The organism is Entomohabitans teleogrylli (genome assembly GCF_001484765.1).
Taxonomy (GTDB): domain Bacteria; phylum Pseudomonadota; class Gammaproteobacteria; order Enterobacterales; family Enterobacteriaceae; genus Entomohabitans; species Entomohabitans teleogrylli.
Map to the genome: position 1 here is coordinate 124,775 of NZ_KQ947380.1, position 19,145 is coordinate 143,919.

Here is a 19,145-nt window from a genome sequence, read left to right on the forward strand (position 1 = left end):
CGGAGCGGGGAAACGCCCGGCGTGGCCGCTGCCGGGTCAGGACGGCGCCGGGGCGAATTGCGGCAGCCATGCGGCTCCGCGTACGCCGCTGGCATCCCCGAAAGCCGCCTGGCGAATCGCCGTCCGGCAGGCGCCGGAGAACACGTAGCGCTCAAGACGCAGCGGCACATCGACGTACAGCCGGTCGACGTTGGAAAGTCCGCCGCCGAGTACAATAACGTCGGGGTCGAGCAGGTTAATAACCGAACCGAGGCTGCGGGCAAAGGCATCGACAAAGTGGCGATAGTGGGCTTCTGCGCGTTGATCGCCGCGCTGCGCCGCGGCGAGGATTTGCGGCGCGGAGAACGCGGTGCCCCACTGGCGGTTGAAGCGTTCGCTCAGACCGGTGCCGGAGATAAAACGTTCAATACAGTGCGCCCGGCCGCAGTAGCACGCTGGCGGCGTGCCGTCGATGTCAGCCGACCAGTCGGGCAGGGGATTGTGTCCCCACTCGCCGGCGATGGCGTTCGGGCCGGACAGCAGGCGCTGACGCACCGCCACGCCGCCGCCGCATCCGGTGCCGACGATTACCCCAAACACCACATCCAGGCCGGCGCCGGCCCCGTCGGTGGCTTCCGACAGGGTAAAGCAGTCGGCGTCGTTAGCCAGCCATACCGGCTGGTCCAGTTGCCGCTGGAGATCGCCGCGCAGATCCTCGCCGTTGAGCACCAGGCAGTTGCAGTTTTTAATGGTCCCCTGCTGCGGGTCCACGGCGCCGGGCAGGCCGATACCAACGGTGAACGGGGCGTCAGCCCGACGCCGGAGGTGGTTAATAAAAGCCAGCAGGCGCTCGAGAAACGCCGGATAGCTCGCCTTTTCAGTCGCGATACGTTCGCGGTGCAGTTCCTCTCCTCGGTCGTTGAGCAGCAGCGCCTCGGTTTTGGTGCCGCCAATATCCAGTCCCAGATGTAGCATGGCAGTCGTCTTCCTGTAAAAGCCGGTCTGCGGGCCGAAGCGCAGACCGGGGCCGTAAGTCAGTGGCGGCTACGGTAAAGTTCGATAAGTTCACTGACCATTTCGCGGGCCAGGATGGAGGTCATCAGATGATCCTGGGCATGTACCATGATCAGCGTCATCGGCGTTTTGCCTTCTCCTTCATCAGCCTCAATCAGCCGGGTCTGGACCAGATGGGCCTCCCGGGCAAAGTGGGCGGCTTCGCGCATCTTCTCCTGCGCGGCGCTGAAATCTCCCTGTTTGGCCTCGCGCAATGCTTCATAACTCAGGCTGCGCGACTGCCCGGCATTGATAATGATGCCCATGATTTGCTCTTCTAATTCCATGTTAACCTCCGTGATATCAGGCATTTTGCGCCGCGGTCTGCGGGGCGTCGTGGCGTTCGGCGTCCTGGGCCAGCAACTGCTTTTCATAGGCTTTCAGGAACGGGTAGTACATAACGGCGGCGGTCGCCATGCAGATCAGGCACATGATGACCGGACTAAAAGTCCAGTTAGCGGCCCATGAAGCGCCAATCGGGGCCGGCGTGGTCCATGGCGTCATCGAAACCACCCGCGAAACCAGACCGAGATCCAGCGCCAGCCATGCCAGCGTGGCGTTGACCAGCGGTACCAGTACGAAGGGGATAAAAAACAGCGGGTTCATGATGATCGGCGCGCCGAACAGAATCGGTTCGTTAATATTGAACACGCCTGGCACAATCCCCATCCGGCCAATGGTGCGCAGGTGGACGGCTTTACTGCGTAGTAGCAGTAGCGCCAGCGGCAGGGTGGAACCGACGCCGCCAATCAGCAGATAGTGGTCCCAGAATCCCTGAACATAGATGTGCGGGATGGCCTGGCCGGCGGCGATGGCCGCCTGATTCACCGACAGGTTCGCCATCCAGAACGGGTTCATAATCCCGGTGACGATCAGCGCCCCGTGAATGCCGGCAAACCACAGCACCTGGCAGACCAGCACGGAGAGCAGGATAGCCGGCAGCGTATCGGAGGCGGCGACCAGCGGTTTGACCAGCGACATGATCGCCTCCGGAATAATCATTCCCCATTGCGCTTCGAAAAACAGGTTCAGCGGATGCAGGGTCAGCACCACCGCCAGTACCGGAATCAGGATTTCAAACGAACGCGCCACGCCGGTGGGCACCTCGGGCGGCAGACGAATAGTGATATTGCGCCGCTTGAGGAAGGCATACAGCTCCGTGGAGTAAATAGCCACCAGAATGGCGGTGAATATCCCCTGCCCGGAGAACCAGGCGGTGGAGATCTGGCCGTCTTGCAGCGGCGCGGCGATCAACAAAAAGGACATCAGCGACAGCATGCCGGCGGTCAGGGGATCGAGATTGTGGTGACGCGCCAGGCTGGCGGCGATGCCGACCGCGATAAACAGCGTCATGATCCCCATGCTGAAATTAAACGGCAGCATCAGGCTGTCGCGATGGTCCAGCGAAAACTGCAGCCAGGCGCGGGCGAATCCCCATGAGGTGTCCGGCGCGAAGGGCGGGAAAATAAACACCAGCATGAAGGAGCCGACAATCATAAACGGCAGCGCGGTGATAAAACCGTCGCGGATGGAGGTGACGTATTTTTGTTGCCCGATGGTGGCGGCCATTGGGGTGATTTTTTTCTCAATCACGCCAATCAGCGCATTATACAGAGAGCTCATGGCAGTCCCCTCAGTGTGCGGCGTCGATAAGCGAGAGGGCGAAGTCCAGCACCGCGTCCCCTTTCTGCATGCCGTAATCCATCATGTTGATCGGTTCTACCCGCACCCCGAAGGCATCTGCTTTACGCTGCAGATCCTGCTGCAGGTATTTCACCTGAGGACCCAGCAGAACGACCTGGTAGTTACCGATCTGTTGATCGAACTCCGCCACCCCGAAGGCTTTGATCTCCACTTCCAGACCGCGCTGCTGCGCGGCGTCGAGCATTTTTTTCACCAGCAGGCTGGTGGACATTCCGGCGGAACAGCACAGCATTATCTTTTTCATAACTAGCTCCCGATGAGTAACGTTGCGGCGACTATAGCGGTGAGGAAACAAAACGGAAAGCGGTTTCCGTTTGTGGATTATCTAAATGTGAAGCGGATCACCGGATGGAGACTTTCACTTTGCCGGGATGTGCGCCATCATCGCGCCACAGAATTTATTCCGGCCGTTACGGGTATCCGCTATGAACATTCAACTGATGAATGTTGCCGTCACGCTGATTGAGCAGCATCTGACGCCGTTTGCTAATCTCCTGACCCGCAGTAAACACATCACCGCAATGCGCGATAGCTTTTCGCTGGCAATGCCGTTTGTCATTGTCGGTAGCCTGCTGGTGCCGTTTATTTTTCCGCCGTTTACTATCGACGCCGCCAGCCAGGCCGGGCGGCTGTACGCCTTTATCCGGCCGGTGCTGTTGCCGACCTGGGAATTGACTATCGGACTGGTGGCGCTGATTGTGGCGTTCGGCGCCAGCGCCAGTCTCGCTAAACAGTACCAGTTGCCGGAAAGGCTCAGCGGGTTGACCGGTTGCCTGGCGTTTTTGCTGTTGATTGGCTTTAAAGCCGACGGCGATAACAAGGTTTTTCTCGGGGCGATGGGGCTGTTTACCGCATTGCTTTCGGCGTTTTATACCATTGAGGTGATTCGCTTTTTTTATCGCAAGGGGTGGCACATTCGCCTGCCGGAAGAGGTGCCGGTAATGACCCGCAACGGGTTTCAACTACTGGTGCCGCTGTTGTTCATTATGCTGTCGGTCACGATTATCAATGCGCTGCTGCAGGGCTATAGCGGGATGACTCTGCCGGAGCTGATAACTGCGGCGTTTCGCCCGCTGATTCTGGCTTCCGATACCCTGACCGCAGTGCTGATTTCGATATTTATCTGTAACTTACTGTGGTTTGTCGGCATCCACGGCGCATTGATTATCACCGGAATTATGAACCCGTTCTGGATGACCTATCTGGTGGAAAACCAGGAGGCGCTGGCCAGCGGTAGCGCGCAGCTTCCGCATATTTTCCTGCAGGGATTCTGGGATTTTTACCTGCTGATTGGCGGTATCGGCTCAACGCTGCCGCTGATTTTTATGGCGCTGCGCAGCCGCTCCCGACAACTGAAGTCGGTAGGTAAACTGGGGTTGATTCCTTCGCTGTTCAACATTAACGAGCCGATTCTGTTTGGTTTCCCGGTGATCATGAACCCGGTGTTTTTACTGCCGTTTATCTGTGTTCCGCTGATCAATGCCTGCATCGCCTGGTATCTGACCCATCTGGGGGTGCTCGATCGGGCCGTGGCGATGTTGCCGTGGTCAATGCCGGCGCCGCTGGGCGCCGCGTGGGCGGCCAACGGCAGCTGGAAAAACCTTTGTATGTGCCTGTTCGCCTTCTTCAATGCCTGGATGCTGTATCGGCCGTTCTTTAAAGTATGGGAACGGCAACTCGCTGATAGTGAAAGATAAAATTAGGTTTTTTAGCCGCGTCGCCGGCCTGTGGGTCAGGAACGCGGCGTACCAGAATCAACAATAATCCGATCGCGATCACATAACTGGCCCAGTCATATCCAGATATGTGATTTGATCCGGCAAATTTGGAAAACGATTTCCATAACTGGATGTACATTTCCATTTTTTATCCGTAGATTTCCCGTCGACCGCAACCTGTGGCGATGATGGCAAGTGAAAAAGGATAAAAATATGCAACCTCTGATCAGATTAGTTCCCCTGTCTTTACTGTCCGCGGCGGTGCTGTGCCCGCCGGCGACCGGCGCGGAAACCGGCGATAAATATGATTTCACCCTTCACGGCTATATTCGCTCCGGGATTCTGGCCAACAAGGACGGTAACCGTTCCGATTCGCTGGGGCTGATGCCGGATGGCCGGTTTCGGCTTGGCAATGAGCAGGACACCAAAATCGAACTGTTGCCTGAAGTGACGCTGCGGGCGGATTCCGGCGCGGTGGCGAAAGTAAAAGCCAACCTGACCCATCAGAGCAAATGTACTTCCGACTGGAACTGCCAGGACGATGACGGTAAAGAAGTGCAGTTCCGGGAAGGGTTCGCAGAGCTGAGCGGGCTGGACTTTGCGCCGGACGTGACTTTCTGGGCCGGTAAACGTTACAGCAGCTCTAATACCTCCAGCCACCAGTTTGACTGGGAATACATTCAGTACAACGGCACCGGCGGCGGGTTCGATAACCTCGATCTCGGCTTTGCGCGTTTTGATGCCGGGGTGTATGCCTTCTCGCCAACCGATGAAACCAACGCCTACCCGGTCGATCGTAAAGATCAGGGCTACCCGGACGATTACTCACTCAATCTGTGGTTCAAGAAAATCGCCGGCAGCGGCTTTGATCTGGAACTGATTGGTCATCATATGAACCGCAATGAGAATCACCCGGATGCGGCGGAGCACGGCTATGGGGTGACCGGTCTGTACAACTTTGACGGATTCTATGGGTTAAGCGACGGCTATTCGCGTATTGCACTGCAATACGGGCGCGGTCTGGCGGCCGGGGATTCGCTGGGCAAAAACGGCTGGGGCTGGGCAAACCTCAATAATACCCAGTCGTGGCGGGTGGTGCTGGACGGCATGGCTTCGCTGGGGGAGTGGGAAATTTCTACCTTCGCGTTCTATCAGCAGGATAAAAACTACCGCTGGTGGAGCAGTGATAAAGACGGCTGGGGCCGTAAAAGCTGGGTCGCCGGCGTGCGTCCATACCAGCAGATCACCAAAAACTTCGCCATGCAGTACGAGCTGGGATACGAATACCTCGACGATGACAACTACAAAGGGGTGAACGGCAAAGGAAAAGGGGGGCTGACCAAAGTCACCGTCGCGCCGACATTAACCTTTGATTCCGGCTTCTGGAGCCGTCCGCAATTGCGCTTCTTCGTCACTTACGCCAAATGGGATAAGGGGGTCGCTGACGCGCTGGACGGTAACTACAACTGGGGCACCAACACTATCGACGCCGGCGGTTACAGCCGCAGTGGCGAAACGGATACCGTGAATTTCGGCGTCCAGGCTGAAGTCTGGTTCTGAGGGAGAAACGAAGATGAACTTTCCGCACATCACGCTGGTTCAGGCCGGATTACTGGCGGCGCTGGGATTCAGCGCCACACTGGCTGCCGCGCCGTCGCAGTTTGAACATTTTATTACCCGTGAAGGGGCGCAATTAATGGACGGCGGACAGGTGTTCCGCTTCGCCGGGATTCATGCGCCGGAGTTGCACCGTATTGAGGACGATGCCCGCGGCGTCTGTAAGGCGGATCCGCGCGGCTGGGGTCAGTATTTTAAATGGCCGACGCCGCAGGAGCAGGAAAACTGGATTAAAGCGATTGTTCAGACCGGCACCCGGGCCCAGCGCGTTTATGTGCTTTCTGTGGCTCAGGAAAACGACCCCGCCTGCGGCCGCGAGACTCATATTCTGGCGCCGGACACGCCGGACGGTATGCCGCGCCTCAATGAAACCGCGATGAAGGTCTATGACAATATGATCGCCGAGGCCGACAAACAGGGGCTGCGCCTGATTTTGCCGTTTATCGACCACTGGTGGTGGTGGGGAGGCCGCGAACAGCTGGCGGCCTTCTACCATGAAAAAGCCGAGGATTTTTATCGCACTGACAGTAAAACTTACCGGGCGTATCAGGACATTATCCGCCAGGTGATTACCCGCACCAATACGGTTACTGGTCGTCCCTACTATGACGAAAAGGCGATTATGGCCTGGGAGACCGGTAATGAGCTGGAAGACACCAATGCCGGCTTTCTGCAACAGACCGCGGCGTGGATAAAAAAGTGGGCGCCGCATCAACTGGTGGTGGACGGTACCTATAAAAAAATCAACCCGTTTGCGGTCGATGATCCGAATGTCGATATCGTCAGTAACCACTACTACACCAACGCCGGCAATAACCATCCTGAACAGGTGAAGCAGGACTTACAGGCCATCGGCGGCAAAAAAGTCTACCTGGTGGGAGAATTCGGTCTGCTCGACAGCAAAGAGCTGGACGCCATTATGCAGGCCATTGTTCACACCCGGGTTAACGGCGCTCAGGCGGCGGGGGGGCTGATCTGGGGATTTCGCGGTCACCGCCACGATGGCGGTTTCTACTGGCATAAAGAGTATACCGGTCACTACAGCTATCACCTGCCGGGGTTCCCGAAAGAGGGGGCGGCAAACCAGGAGATGGAGGTGGTGGATCTGGTGCGTAAGGCGTCGGCTCAACTGGCCGGTCTGGAGACTGTGCCGCCGCTGCCGGTGCCGGAGGCGCCGCGACTGCGCGAAGCGACATCGCCGTTCGCCATTAACTGGATGGGGTCGGCGGTAGGGCGTTACTACGATGTTGAACGGGCGGTAGCGGCCAGCGGGCCCTGGCAGATGGTGGGGAAAGGGATCTCTGACGGCGTTAACGAGTGGAACCCGGCGCAGCAGGCGCTGTTTCGCGACGACTATCAGGCGCTGGAGCTGGGGAAAACGTATTACTACCGGGTGATCGCCAGTAACGAATCCGGCCAGTCGGCCCCGTCGAATGTCATTGCCGTGACCCATAACCGGGAAAATCAGGCGCCGCAGGTGACGCTGGCGACCAGCGCCCGCACGACGCTGGATCGCGGGATTACCCTGGAGGCGCAGTGGCGCGATGACGGCCTGCCGACGCCGCAGGTCGCCACGCGCTGGAGCAGCGAGGCCCGCGAAGTCCATTTCTGCCAACCCGATAGCGCCGTCACCCGGGCGTGGTTCAGCGAGCCCGGCAGCTATCCGTTAACCTTCAGCGCCGACGACGGCCTGCAGACGACCGCCAAAACCCTGACCGTCACCGTCGATCGGGCCGGCGGCGCGCTCCCGGATGATTTCTGCCGCTTCAGCTCCGACACGCTGACGGCGGCGCAGGGGACCATTCACGCCGTCGCCGCCGATGAAAACCCGCTGGTAGTGGATAACGACGGATTCCTCGGCCCCTTCGCTCATGACGGCGATCGGGTCGACTGGCAGATAGACGCGCCGTGGGAAGGACGCTATCAGGTACAGCTGACTTTCAGCGGTAAGTGGGGCGGCAAGAAAAACTCGCTACAGGTGAATGACGAAGCGCCGCAGGCCATTGAATTTCCGCAGACCGATGAACAAGGCCAGACCCTGAACATACCAGTAGTCCTGAAGCAGGGCGGCAATACGCTGCGCTTCGGCAAGTTTGCCGGCGACTGGGGATACATGTTTGTGAAGTCCATTCAGGTAACGGCGCAGTAGCCGATTCGCGTTGCGTCCTGTGGGGCGCGGCGCAGACAGCAATCATTTTCAGCTCGGGCCCGGAACGCGGTAAAGGCGCGCTTTCTGGCGCCCGGCCAGTTATTCAGCGTCGAACGGCGCTTTTCAGGAGGTAATATGACGACATATTCGTTTCCGGATCATTTTCTATGGGGCGCCGCGGCATCCGGCCCGCAGACCGAGGGGGCCGCCGACAAACCGCACCGCTCTATCTGGGATCGCTGGGCGCAGCAACAGCCGGAACGTTTTTATCACGGCGTCGGACCGCAGACTGTATGCGATACGCTGCACCGCTTCCGCGAGGATGTCGCGCTAATGAAGCGCACCGGGTTTAATTCATTCCGCACCTCTATCCAGTGGTCGCGGCTGATCGACGATTTTGACAGTGGAACCGCTAACCCGCAGGCAGTACGTTTTTATCATGACTACTTTGATGAAATGATCGCCAACGGCATCGAACCGATGGTTAATCTGTACCATTTCGATATGCCGGAGGCGTTACAGGAGCAGTACGGCGGCTTTGAATCGAAACACGTGGTCGAGCGCTTTGCCCGCTATGCGCGTACCGCTTTTGAACTGTTTGGCCGCAAAGTGAAGTACTGGACCACTTTCAATGAGCCGATCGTCCCGGTGGAGGGGGGCTATCTGTATGATTTCCACTACCCGTGTAAACGCGACGGACGGCTGGCGGCGCAGGTCGGGTTCAACATTATGCTGGCCCACGCCAGAGCCGTCGCGGTGTTCCGCGAAATGGCGTTGCCCGGGGAGATCGGCATCGTACTGAACCTGACGCCGTCCTACACCCGCAGCGCATCGCCGGAGGATCGTCAAGCCGCCTGGTATGCCGATTTGCTGTTTAACCGCAGCTTTCTCGATCCGCTGGTAAAACATGAGTTTCCCAAAGCGCTGTGCGAAATCCTCGCTTCGCACCAGTGCCTGCCGCAGGCCAGTCAGGCGGAGATAGCGGAGATTGTTGGTTCGCGCGTCGATTTTCTCGGGGTCAATTACTATGTGCCGCGCCGGGTGAAAGCCCGGGAAAGCGACTATGCGCTGGATTACTTTACGCCGGAGTACTATTTCGAAAATTATGTGGATCCCGCCGGGCGCTTTAACCCATACCGCGACAATAACGAGATCCTGCCGCAGGCTATCTACGACATTGCCGCCAACATTCGCGACAACTACGGCAATATTAAGTGGTATCTGGCGGAGATCGGTATTGCCATGGATTTACAGTCGGAAGGGCCGGTACAGGACAATGGGGTGATTGATGACCGTTTCCGCACCGGGTTGTTGCAGGAACACCTGGTGGAGCTGCATCGGGCCATCGCCGACGGCGCTAACTGCTTTGGCGTTCATCACTGGACGTTTATTGATAACTGGTCGTGGATCAATGCCTTTAAACGCCGCTACGGTTTTTACCGCCTCGATCTCGAAAGCGGCGAACGGCAGATTAAGCAGAATGCCCTGTGGTTTCGCGATCTGGCGCTGACCAATCAGTTCACGCTGCCGGACTCATAACCCTGGCGGCAACGGGCGGCGGCGTCCTGCCGCCCGTCATTTTACAATGCCGGCGCGTCGTGCTGCGCCGGGTGATGTACCGCAATATAGCGCTGATAGCGCGATGTCTTCAGGCGGGTCAAATCCACCACTACCAGTCCGTCGATACAGTCGTTGAAGGCCGGATCGCTGCCAAAATCCATAAACTGCACACCGCCCGGTTCGCAGAGTTCGGAATACTGTTTATAGAGCGGGGGAATGCCGCAGCCCAGATTGCCAAGCAGGCTTTTCAGGCGCGCCAGATCTTCATGGTAATCCAGACCGGCGAATTGTTGCAGGGTTTCCGGCAGCGATGAAGGCCATGGACGGCGGGAGGCGGCCCGCGGCGAATCCGCCGGGAACCAGCGCCGGTAAAAGGCGACCAGCAGTTCCCGGGCGCCCTGCGGCAGCCCGCCGGAAATCGAGACCGGGCCAAACAGATAGCGATAGTCCGGATGGCGCGCCAGCCAGGCGCCGATGCCGATCCACAGGTAGTCCAGCCCGCGTTTACCCCAGTAGCGCGGCTGTATAAAACTGCGCCCCAGCTCAATGCCCTGCTGGAGGACCGGCGCCATAGCGGCGTCATAGTGGAAAAGACTGTGGCTGTACAGGCTGGACGGGTCGCGTCCGGCGGTGGGGGTGAAGCGATAGGCGCCGACAATCTCAAGATCCACGTCGTCCCACAGGATCAGGTGCAGATAGTCATCGTCATAGCGGTCGATATCGCGGCGCCGGCCGCTGCCTTCGCCCACTGCCCGGAAGGCGATTTCGCGCAGTCGCCCCAGCTCGCGCAGAATTGGCGCTTCTTCCGCGCCGTTACGCTGCCACAGCCAGATGATTTTTCCATCCGGGGTTTTCCCCAGACACTCGCATTCCGCCAGCGCCTGGCGTAGCCGGGCGCGATCTTCCGGGCGGGCAATGGCGCATTCGCTGGTCAGCGGCCCCTTTTGCCCCTTACCCAGCGCCAGAGTTTGCTGACGGAACTGGCGGGCCAGATCGTGCAGCGGCGTGTTACTGTGGCTGTCGCGCCAGGGAATACGTTCGCCGACGCGAATCGTCAGGCGGGCGCCGCGCTGGCGGAACATCTCGCGGATCAGCAACAGCATCGCCAGCGTCGGTGAGATCAGCGCCGAGGCGTAAAACCACGGGCTGTTATGTCCGCGGATATGTACCGGCACGATAGTGGCGCGCTGTTTGCGCGCCGCTTTGAGAAAGCCGGTATTCCACGCTTTGTCTTCAATACCGCGTCCGGTCAGGCGCGATACTTCCCCTGCGGGAAAGAAGATCAGCACGCCGCCGTTGGCCAGATGCTGGTGGATACGGTCAATGGCGTCGCGCTGGGTGCGGTTGTTGAGGTTATCGACCGGGATAAACAGCGATGCCAGCGGTTGCAGATGCGTAAGAATGCGGTTAGCGACGATTTTCACATCACGCCGTATCCGCGACAGGGCATACAGCAGCGCCAGTCCGTCAGCGGTGCCGGTGGGGTGATTGGCGACAATCACCACCGGGCCGCGGGCCGGAATTTGCTCCAGATCCCGCTCGGCGATATCGCAGCGAATCTGCAGGTGTTCCAGCACCTGCTCCACCATATCGAGCCCCTTCAGATGTTGATGACGGGCGGCGAAATCCTGAAACTCCTGCTCGTGGAGTAGCCCGCGCAGCAGCCGGCTCTGCCAGGGGGATGGTTTACGCCGGGGATACAGCTCGTCGAGAACGTTATCAAGACTAAACATGTTGGCGTCTCCTGCGCTTTTTGCGGGAACCTTAACCGCTGCAGATGACGCCAGGATGGCGATTATATGACGCTATTGTCACAGCCGGAGAGTTTGCTGCGCGGCGTTGACCGCGCAGCGGGGGGAGATCATCAGAGGATTTTCTTTTCGGCCAGATCGAGGGCGAAATAGCTGAAGATCAGATCGGCGCCGGCGCGTTTGATGGCGCCGAGACTTTCCAGCACCACATTGCGCTCATCAATAGCGCCCGCCTGGGCGGCGAATTTAATCATCGCGTATTCGCCGCTTACCTGGTAGGCCGCCAGCGGCAGGTTGGTCTGTTCGCGGATTTCGCGCAGCACGTCCAGGTAGGCGCCGGCCGGTTTCACCATCAACGCGTCGGCACCCTGGGCTTCATCCAGCAGCGATTCGCGGATCGCCTCGCGGCGGTTCATCGGGTTCATCTGATAGGTTTTACGATCGCCTTTCAGCGCAGTGCCGGCCGCTTCGCGGAACGGGCCGTAAAACGATGACGCGAATTTGGTGGAGTAAGACATGATGGCGGTATCGGTGAAGCCGGCGGCGTCCAGCGCCTGGCGGATGGCCTGTACCTGGCCGTCCATCGCCGCGGACGGCGCGATAAAGTCGGCGCCGGCGCGGGCGGCGACCACCGCCTGTTTGCCGAGGTTTTTCAGCGTGGCGTCGTTATCCACGCCGTGCTCGCACAGTACCCCGCAGTGACCGTGGCTGGTGTATTCGCAAAAGCAGGTGTCGGACATCACGATCATTTCCGGCACTGTCTGTTTGCAGATTCGCGACATCCGCGCCACCAGACCGTCCTCATTCCAGGTATCGCTGCCGGTGTCGTCGGTATGGTGCGAGATGCCGAAGGTCATCACCGAGCGGATACCGGCGTTGGCGATGCGCTCAATTTCATACGCCAGGCGTTTTTCCGGAATGCGCATCACTCCGGGCATCGCTTCAATGGGCTTGTAATCATCCAGACCTTCTTCAACGAAAATAGGCAATACCAGATCGTTTAGCGTCAGGGTGGTTTCTTCAAACAGCGCGCGCATGGCGGCAGAGCGGCGCAGGCGGCGGGGGCGGCTAATGAGTGAAAAGTCTGACATAGCTTGGCTTCTTTTCTGAATGAGTGTGGTCGCTATCTTACCCGATTTTAACCTGCGGCGGTTTGCGTTTATTGTCGCGGCGTACCCGTCGTGACGCGCCGCGGACAGCGCGCCCGGATGTTCATCAGCGCTAAAAAAACAGAAAATTCATTAGATTACATTCTGAATTGCTGGCTTAACTTTCGCCGGGTAAGCGATATATTGGCAGATTCAGAGCGTAAATAGATAAGAACTATTTACATAATGGGTAAATGACGAGCGAGGGATCGACGATGAAAGCAGCGGTGGTGAATAAAGATCACAGTGTGGATGTGGTGGAGAAACAGTTGCGCCCGCTGGCGCACGGCGAGGCGTTACTGAAGATGGTGTGCTGCGGGGTTTGCCACACCGACCTGCACGTTAAGAACGGCGATTTCGGCGATAAAACCGGCGTCACGCTGGGCCATGAGGGCATTGGGATAGTGACCGCCGTTGGCCCCGGAGTGAGCTCCCTGAAGCCGGGCGATCGGGCCAGCGTGGCGTGGTTTTATCAGGGTTGCGGCCACTGTGAATACTGTACTTCCGGGAATGAAACCCTGTGCCGTGAGGTGAAAAATGCCGGCTACAGCGTGGATGGCGGTATGGCGGAAGAGTGTATTATCGTGGCCGATTATGCGGTGAAAGTCCCGGACGGGCTGGACTCCGCCGCCGCCAGCAGCATTACCTGCGCCGGAGTGACTACCTATAAAGCCGTGAAAATTTCCGCTATCGCCCCCGGGCAGTGGATTGCCATTTATGGCCTCGGCGGGCTGGGGAATCTGGCGCTACAGTACGCGAAAAATGTCTTTAACGCTAAAGTGATCGCGGTGGACGTAAATGACGCTCAACTGCGGCTTGCCCGCGAAATGGGGGCGGATCTGGTGGTTAACTCCGCCAGTGAGGACGCGGCGCAAGTCATTCAGGCGCAGACCGGAGGCGCCCATGCGGCGGTAGTCACCGCCGTGGCGAAGGTTGCTTTCAATTCCGCGGTTGATGCGGTGCGCGCCGGTGGCCGGGTGGTGGCCGTCGGTTTGCCGCCGGAAGCGATGAGTCTGGATATCCCACGGCTGGTGCTGGACGGTATTCAGGTGGTTGGTTCGCTGGTCGGTACCCGTCAGGATCTGGCGGAGGCGTTTCAGTTCGCCGCCGAAGGCAAGGTGGCGCCAAAGGTGGCGCGCCGCCCGCTTGAAGACATTAACGCCATTTTCCATGAAATGGAGCAGGGGAAAATTCAGGGACGGATGGTGATCGACTTCGCTCGCCGTTAAGCCGCGCAGCATCGCCTGTGATCGCTCAGGGATCACAGGCGCCTTCCGGCTCCGGTAACTGGAAGCAGGCTCTGCAACTGGCGCAAATCTTTTTAGCGTCCAGATTGTCAAAGCTGGGGTCTTTACGGATCCGGCACTGGGATGGGGTACAGCGCATTACCTGTTTAAAGGTGCGGGTGTAAGACTGCTGGGAGCTGAAGCCATATTTATCGGCAATGGAAACAATACTGCGTGAACTGTATTTCAGATCGTGAATCGAACGTAATAATCTGGCATTGCGGATATAGCTGGCGGCAGTAATCGACATTTGTGCGTGGAACAGGCGCTGAAAATGCCATTTAGAATAACCGGTCTTTTTAGCCAGATCGTCAAGCGTAAGTTTTTCGCAAAGATGTTCTTCAATCCATTCCAGGGTTTGTTCCACAACGCTCGTGGAGAAACTGTCCCTCTTCATCCTGTATCTCTCTCCTCAGAATCTGCCAGGGGCAGACCCTTATCTCCTTGTATCCTTAGTGGTAATTATGCTTCAGATTTTTCTTGGTTGTGGATTAATTCCTAAGAATTTGGTCAGTTTATCTTTGTTTTTGTAAATCAATGTATGTCTGCCGGTATTAACCGGCAGAGAGGCGGCAGAAAAAGTCGAGCGGAATCAGGAGGCAGGAATAATGGCAGGGTGATTGCCGATCAGTTCGACAATCAGATCGTTGACGCCGTCGCTCATATTTTTAAAACGAGTCAACTCTGAGCGGGTGACGACCACAAAAACGCCGATGTTTTCCTGGGGAACCATCGCCATATAAGTAATAAAGCCGCCGCCGCCGCCGGTTTTCTGGATAATTCCCGGCCGGTCCTGCTGAGGCGACATATAAACCCAGCCTAATCCCAGGGCATCGGCCCGCCCCGGCACGTCCATGCCGATCACTTTGTTGAACTGGCTACGCTGGTAGATCAGCGTCTGCATGCGGTCAGCCTGACTGGTCCGGGTATGAAAATCCGACGCCAGGAACTGTTGCATCCAGCGCATCATATCGTCCGGGGTGGAGTAGACCCCGCCGCTGCCGATGGCGGCAAGGGTATTGTTACATGGGCTGGCGCCTTTCTCCGGGATCATCAGGCGCGCGCATTGATCCGGCGACGGGGTGAAGGTGGTATCTTTCATGCCCAGCGGACGGGTGATTCGATCCTCAAACAACTGCGGATAGGGTTTACCGGCGGCGCGCGCCAGGGCATCCGCCAGCAAATCGAAGGCGACATTGGAATAGGCGACTTCGCTGCCGGGCGCGGTTTTCAGCTTTGCGGTACTCAGCCAGGTCCAGCGCTGTTCGCGGGTCGGCCAGACGAAGACCGGCCGTTGCGCGGCGCCGCCTGGCTGTTCGCGCGGCAGGGCGCTGGTGTGGGTCGCCAGATTGACCAGGCGGATCGGGGTGCCTTCAAAGGTCGGCACCCGGGTGCCGGAAGGGGCATACTTACTGAGCGGATCGTCAAGCTTCACTACGCCGTTATCCAGCAGCTTAACCAGCAACTCGCTGGTCATCAACTTGGTCAGCGAGGCGACGCGCACGACTGAATCCAGCTGTGGGCGAACATTATTTCCGGGCCGGGTTTCCCCAAAGCTGCGAAAGACGCGCTGATTACCGTCGATGACCACCATCGCCATCCCCGTCGCGCCGCTTCCGTAGAAGATATGGTTGGCGTAACGATCGACGATTTCAGAAGCGAAAAGCGGATCGGGAGAGGGGCTGGAAAACCCCAGGGCGGGTAAAACCGCAATGGCCAGTGCAGCCAGTCTGGCAAATCTGTGTTTCAATGCAGCAAATCCATATTGAGCCGGTTAATAATAACTTTGGTATTTATACTACCCGGGCCGTTTCTGCAAAGGGATGTTGGTCAAAATGTGCGGTTTAAGCTGTCGTGGGTTAGTGAGTACTGAGATGAGGAGCGAGTAATGCAGCAAAAAGTGCTGATGGTAATTGATATGCAGAATGGGGTATTTGCCAACCCGCGTTACGATCGCGCCGGGTGCTGTGAGCGGATAAATCAACTGATCGACCAGGCTGACCGGGTGATTTTTATCCAGCATACCGGAGAGGGGCTGGAGCCGGGCAGCGAGGCTTTTGCGCTACTCGGGGAATTACACTGTCCCGATAGCGCGCTGTATGTCACCAAAACCGCCTGCGATGCTTTTTTTCGCACCGGGCTGGCGGCGTTGCTGCGTGAAAATGGTATTCAACATATGGTGATCTGCGGCTGTGCCACCGATTACTGCGTCGACGCCACGATTAAGAACGGTCTGAGCCGCGGGTTTGCGATAACCGTGGCGCAGGACGCGCATACCACCGCTGACCGTGCGGCGGCCGGCGCCGAAGTGTTGATAGCTCACTATAACGATGTGTGGCGGGATTTTATTATTCCCGATGGCGCGTTGCGGGTGCGGTCCGCCGCCGATATTCTGGTTGAATGGCGCGGTTGATCCGACAGTGTCGCAAACTCCGGAAATACATTTTGTGACGCGGCGTTGATGTTATGTCGCGCGGTTTCATGGTTTGATACAGTTTTACGGGCCAGAATGCGCCAGTCTGCGCTATGGTGAAGCGTCGATATCGCGATGCGTGATAAGAAAAAGAGTTCTCAGGAGTAATCAGTAGATGTTTAAGTCGTTTTTTCCCAGGCCGACAGCGTTTTTCCTGTCGGCTTTTGTATGGGCAATGATCGCTGTGATTTTCTGGCAGGCTGGCGGCGGTCGCTGGTTCGGGCAACTGGTCGGCGCCAGCGGTGAGATTCCCCTTAGCGCGGCGCGTTTCTGGTCAAAAAGTTACCTGGTGTTTTACGCCTATTATGCTTTTGGCGTGGGCGCCTTTGCCGCCTTCTGGTTTATTTACAGCCCGCATCGCTGGCAGTACTGGTCGATTCTGGGTTCGTCGCTGATTATTTTCGTCACCTGGTTTCTGGTGGAGGTCGGAGTGGCGGTCAATGCCTGGTATGCGCCGTTCTACGATTTGATTCAGACCGCGCTGAGCGCGCCGCACAAGGTGGCCATCGGGCAGTTTTACTACGAGGTGGGCGTTTTTCTGGGGATCGCGCTAATCGCCGTGGTGGTCGGGGTGCTGAATAACTTTTTTGTCAGCCATTATGTCTTCCGCTGGCGTACCGCGATGAACGAATACTATATGGCCCACTGGCAGGAACTGCGCCATATTGAAGGGGCCGCGCAGCGCGTTCAGGAAGATACCATGCGCTTCGCCTCGACCCTGGAGAGCATGGGGGTGAGCTTTATCAATGCCGTGATGACGCTGATCGCCTTTCTGCCGGTACTGGTGACGCTCTCCGCCCACGTGCCGGATTTGCCATTTGTCGGGCATGTTCCTTATGGCCTGGTAGTGGCGGCGATTATCTGGTCACTGCTGGGCACCGGCCTGCTGGCGGTGGTGGGGATCAAGCTGCCCGGGCTGGAGTTTAAAAACCAGCGCGTGGAAGCGGCCTACCGTAAAGAGCTGGTGTACGGCGAAGACGATGCGCAGCGTGCCGATCCGCCAACGGTCAGGGAGCTGTTCAGAGCGGTACGTAAGAACTATTTCCGACTCTACTTTCACTATATGTACTTCAATATCGCGCGGATTCTGTATCTGCAGGTGGATAACGTCTTCGGGCTGTTCCTGCTGTTTCCGTCGATTGTCGCCGGCACCATCACTCTCGGCCTGATGACGCAGATTACTAACGTTTTCAGCCAGGTGCGTGGAGCATTCCAGTATTTGATCAGTTCCTGGACCACCCTGGTGGAACTGATGTCGATTTATAAGCGTCTGCGCAGCTTCGAACACCAGCTGGACGACACCCGGCCGCAGTCGGTAACGATACAGAGTTTATAAATGCCGCAGCGCGGCCCGTGGGCCGCGCCTGCACTGTGGGGGTTCAGAAGCGGTAGCCAACGTTGAGGTTGAAGCTGTTCAGGGTATCGGAGTGGCTGCTGCTGGCGTCATACTTCGCCGCTTCGTAGCCCACGTCAAAGGACATACCTTCGTAAACGTTGACCTGGAGGCCAAGCCCATACATCCAGGCGCTACGGCTGGAGGTTTCGCCGCGCAGATAAACATACTGGCTCTGGCTGCTCGCCGCCCGGACGCTGGTCGAGTATTCGGCGCGGGTATAACCTATCCCCAACAGGCCATACAGACTGATATAATCGTTGATGCGCCAGGCCGGGCCGGCGCCGAAAGAGTAATATTTGCTGTCGAGATTATTTTTAGCCTGATAGCTGGAGAGAGGGCTGAAACTATCATCACTGGCGCTTAAATAACTGAACGAGCCAATTATGCCCACCGGGAAGTCCCATTCGTAGCGATATTTCAGGTTAAACCCCCGCGGGTCGTTAATATCGCCGGCATCAGCCTGCGCATAACCGAGTGAAACCGTGGAGTGCCCGGCTATAGCCGGTGCGGCGAGCAGCAGCGTGAACAGCGCCGCGCCGGACAGGTGTAATTTTGTCATGGTGTCTTCCCTGATAGATATTTAAACGCAAACGCTGGCCAGAATATTTAATTTACTGCGTCCCGATACTGGCATAGCGAAGATAAATAGACCGCGGTGAATAATAACATGCGCCGCGATTAAACTATTTTTACGCGAGTGATTTTAGGAATCGATTTATTATGGCCTGGCGTTTGGTCACGGTTGTCAGCGTTGCGTTTCGGCGGTGCCGCAGGTCAGGCAAAAATTCCCGGTGGCCACCCGGGAAGCGATAGGGGATTCATTTAGCGGCGCCGACGGCGCGCCAGCAAAAGCACCAACCCCACCACCAGACTGCCGGATAAAAAAGGCACCAGCCCGAACAGCGAGGCGACCCCCCAGCCGATGTCTACCGGCGGAGCGGAAGGCGCGTTGTTTTGCAGCAGGCGTTCGAAGAGACCGGGCGTTTTGAGCAACAGCTCCACCGCCCAGGAACCAACCCAGAAACACAGCAGAACAAAAAAAGCCCATGTCAGGTTTCCTGCCGGGGCTTTTTCGGGTTTCAGGCCGGAAATCACGGGTTTAAAGATTGATAAATCAGCCATCATGCCTCCCGTCTGGTGCTTAGCAATCGCGTTTGCGGTTATCAGCAAGAAGTCTGGCAGCTGTCTGCGGCTGTCAACATCAGATTGATGGTAATTTACGGCGAGGAATAATCCTGGAGTTTGGTTTTTTGCTTCTTATCACAAATTAAACATTCATTTTATGAAAATTTAACATTTTATCGGCTGGCT

At 57.6% G+C, this 19,145-nt stretch carries 17 protein-coding genes; 7 read left to right on the forward strand and 10 right to left on the reverse strand.

The window, feature by feature from the left end:
• Positions 1–36: 36 nt before the first annotated feature.
• Genes AQ981_RS09380 through AQ981_RS09395 form a run of 4 tightly spaced genes read right to left on the reverse strand, consistent with a single transcriptional unit; the run spans position 37 to position 2,980 of the window.
• On the reverse strand, positions 37–954 hold the full coding sequence (locus AQ981_RS09380) for an ROK family protein (protein WP_058911483.1): 918 nt from the start codon (positions 952–954) through the stop codon (positions 37–39).
• 59 nt (positions 955–1,013) lie between these two features.
• Positions 1,014–1,319: a PTS lactose/cellobiose transporter subunit IIA gene (locus tag AQ981_RS09385; protein WP_058911484.1), complete on the reverse strand. Its 306-nt coding sequence runs from the start codon at positions 1,317–1,319 to the stop codon at positions 1,014–1,016.
• Between the two features lie 16 nt (positions 1,320–1,335).
• Positions 1,336–2,655, reverse strand: coding sequence for a PTS sugar transporter subunit IIC (locus AQ981_RS09390; protein WP_058911485.1), 1,320 nt, complete (start codon positions 2,653–2,655; stop codon positions 1,336–1,338).
• A 10-nt stretch (positions 2,656–2,665) separates the two neighbouring features.
• Positions 2,666–2,980, reverse strand: a complete 315-nt coding sequence (locus tag AQ981_RS09395) for a PTS sugar transporter subunit IIB (protein ID WP_058911486.1) — start codon at positions 2,978–2,980, stop codon at positions 2,666–2,668.
• A gap of 181 nt (positions 2,981–3,161) precedes the next feature.
• Between AQ981_RS09395 and AQ981_RS09400 the strand changes: the two genes are divergently transcribed.
• From AQ981_RS09400 to AQ981_RS09415, 4 genes are all read left to right on the forward strand, one after another.
• On the forward strand, positions 3,162–4,433 hold the full coding sequence (locus AQ981_RS09400) for a PTS sugar transporter subunit IIC (RefSeq protein ID WP_058911643.1): 1,272 nt from the start codon (positions 3,162–3,164) through the stop codon (positions 4,431–4,433).
• 234 nt (positions 4,434–4,667) lie between these two features.
• Positions 4,668–6,014 (forward strand): maltoporin, encoded by a 1,347-nt coding sequence (locus tag AQ981_RS09405; RefSeq protein WP_058911487.1) that lies wholly within the window; start codon positions 4,668–4,670, stop codon positions 6,012–6,014.
• 13 nt (positions 6,015–6,027) lie between these two features.
• The gene (locus AQ981_RS09410; protein WP_058911488.1) at positions 6,028–8,220 is read left to right on the forward strand and encodes a CBM35 domain-containing protein; all 2,193 of its coding nucleotides are present in this window, start codon (positions 6,028–6,030) and stop codon (positions 8,218–8,220) included.
• A gap of 135 nt (positions 8,221–8,355) precedes the next feature.
• Complete coding sequence (locus AQ981_RS09415; RefSeq protein ID WP_058911489.1) at positions 8,356–9,759, forward strand: glycoside hydrolase family 1 protein; 1,404 nt, start codon at positions 8,356–8,358, stop codon at positions 9,757–9,759.
• 41 nt (positions 9,760–9,800) lie between these two features.
• Here the strand turns inward: AQ981_RS09415 and olsF are convergent, their stop codons facing one another.
• Positions 9,801–11,513 carry a bifunctional ornithine lipid synthase OlsF gene (gene olsF / locus AQ981_RS09420; RefSeq protein ID WP_058911490.1) on the reverse strand — a complete coding sequence of 571 codons (1,713 nt, stop codon included), beginning with the start codon at positions 11,511–11,513 and terminating at the stop codon, positions 9,801–9,803.
• Between the two features lie 131 nt (positions 11,514–11,644).
• Positions 11,645–12,622, reverse strand: coding sequence for a porphobilinogen synthase (hemB, locus tag AQ981_RS09425; protein WP_058911491.1), 978 nt, complete (start codon positions 12,620–12,622; stop codon positions 11,645–11,647).
• Positions 12,623–12,894: 272 nt separating this feature from the next.
• On the opposite strand from hemB, the gene adhP reads away from it, so the two are divergent.
• Positions 12,895–13,908: an alcohol dehydrogenase AdhP gene (gene adhP / locus AQ981_RS09430; RefSeq protein WP_058911492.1), complete on the forward strand. Its 1,014-nt coding sequence runs from the start codon at positions 12,895–12,897 to the stop codon at positions 13,906–13,908.
• Positions 13,909–13,933: 25 nt separating this feature from the next.
• Here adhP and AQ981_RS09435 read toward each other — a convergent pair whose 3' ends face one another.
• The gene (locus AQ981_RS09435) at positions 13,934–14,362 is read right to left on the reverse strand and encodes a helix-turn-helix domain-containing protein (protein WP_058911493.1); all 429 of its coding nucleotides are present in this window, start codon (positions 14,360–14,362) and stop codon (positions 13,934–13,936) included.
• 195 nt (positions 14,363–14,557) lie between these two features.
• Positions 14,558–15,694, reverse strand: coding sequence for a D-alanyl-D-alanine-carboxypeptidase/endopeptidase AmpH (gene ampH / locus AQ981_RS09440; RefSeq protein WP_058911644.1), 1,137 nt, complete (start codon positions 15,692–15,694; stop codon positions 14,558–14,560).
• Between the two features lie 159 nt (positions 15,695–15,853).
• Here ampH and AQ981_RS09445 point away from each other — a divergent pair, with 159 nt between their 5' ends.
• Positions 15,854–16,378: an isochorismatase family protein gene (locus AQ981_RS09445; RefSeq protein ID WP_058911494.1), complete on the forward strand. Its 525-nt coding sequence runs from the start codon at positions 15,854–15,856 to the stop codon at positions 16,376–16,378.
• A 175-nt stretch (positions 16,379–16,553) separates the two neighbouring features.
• Positions 16,554–17,774 carry a peptide antibiotic transporter SbmA gene (sbmA, locus tag AQ981_RS09450; RefSeq protein WP_058911495.1) on the forward strand — a complete coding sequence of 407 codons (1,221 nt, stop codon included), beginning with the start codon at positions 16,554–16,556 and terminating at the stop codon, positions 17,772–17,774.
• A gap of 43 nt (positions 17,775–17,817) precedes the next feature.
• On the opposite strand, the gene AQ981_RS09455 is transcribed toward sbmA, so the two are convergent.
• Positions 17,818–18,393, reverse strand: coding sequence for an Ail/Lom family outer membrane beta-barrel protein (locus AQ981_RS09455; protein ID WP_058911496.1), 576 nt, complete (start codon positions 18,391–18,393; stop codon positions 17,818–17,820).
• A gap of 263 nt (positions 18,394–18,656) precedes the next feature.
• Positions 18,657–18,956, reverse strand: a complete 300-nt coding sequence (locus tag AQ981_RS09460) for a DUF2755 family protein (RefSeq protein WP_071608866.1) — start codon at positions 18,954–18,956, stop codon at positions 18,657–18,659.
• Positions 18,957–19,145 lie beyond the last annotated feature (189 nt).

Excerpts from the sequence above, each read along its gene's own strand:
- AQ981_RS09460 (WP_071608866.1), bottom strand. The coding sequence starts at position 18,956 with ATGGCTGATTTATCAATCTTTAAACCCGTGATTTCCGGCCTGAAACCC.
- AQ981_RS09455 (WP_058911496.1), bottom strand. The coding sequence starts at position 18,393 with ATGACAAAATTACACCTGTCCGGCGCGGCGCTGTTCACGCTGCTGCTC.
- AQ981_RS09390 (WP_058911485.1), bottom strand. The coding sequence starts at position 2,655 with ATGAGCTCTCTGTATAATGCGCTGATTGGCGTGATTGAGAAAAAAATC.
- sbmA (WP_058911495.1), top strand. The coding sequence starts at position 16,554 with ATGTTTAAGTCGTTTTTTCCCAGGCCGACAGCGTTTTTCCTGTCGGCT.
- AQ981_RS09435 (WP_058911493.1), bottom strand. The coding sequence starts at position 14,362 with ATGAAGAGGGACAGTTTCTCCACGAGCGTTGTGGAACAAACCCTGGAA.
- AQ981_RS09385 (WP_058911484.1), bottom strand. The coding sequence starts at position 1,319 with ATGGAATTAGAAGAGCAAATCATGGGCATCATTATCAATGCCGGGCAG.
- AQ981_RS09395 (WP_058911486.1), bottom strand. The coding sequence starts at position 2,980 with ATGAAAAAGATAATGCTGTGCTGTTCCGCCGGAATGTCCACCAGCCTG.
- hemB (WP_058911491.1), bottom strand. The coding sequence starts at position 12,622 with ATGTCAGACTTTTCACTCATTAGCCGCCCCCGCCGCCTGCGCCGCTCT.
- adhP (WP_058911492.1), top strand. The coding sequence starts at position 12,895 with ATGAAAGCAGCGGTGGTGAATAAAGATCACAGTGTGGATGTGGTGGAG.
- AQ981_RS09445 (WP_058911494.1), top strand. The coding sequence starts at position 15,854 with ATGCAGCAAAAAGTGCTGATGGTAATTGATATGCAGAATGGGGTATTT.
- olsF (WP_058911490.1), bottom strand. The coding sequence starts at position 11,513 with ATGTTTAGTCTTGATAACGTTCTCGACGAGCTGTATCCCCGGCGTAAA.
- AQ981_RS09405 (WP_058911487.1), top strand. The coding sequence starts at position 4,668 with ATGCAACCTCTGATCAGATTAGTTCCCCTGTCTTTACTGTCCGCGGCG.
- AQ981_RS09410 (WP_058911488.1), top strand. The coding sequence starts at position 6,028 with ATGAACTTTCCGCACATCACGCTGGTTCAGGCCGGATTACTGGCGGCG.
- AQ981_RS09380 (WP_058911483.1), bottom strand. The coding sequence starts at position 954 with ATGCTACATCTGGGACTGGATATTGGCGGCACCAAAACCGAGGCGCTG.
- AQ981_RS09415 (WP_058911489.1), top strand. The coding sequence starts at position 8,356 with ATGACGACATATTCGTTTCCGGATCATTTTCTATGGGGCGCCGCGGCA.
- AQ981_RS09400 (WP_058911643.1), top strand. The coding sequence starts at position 3,162 with ATGAACATTCAACTGATGAATGTTGCCGTCACGCTGATTGAGCAGCAT.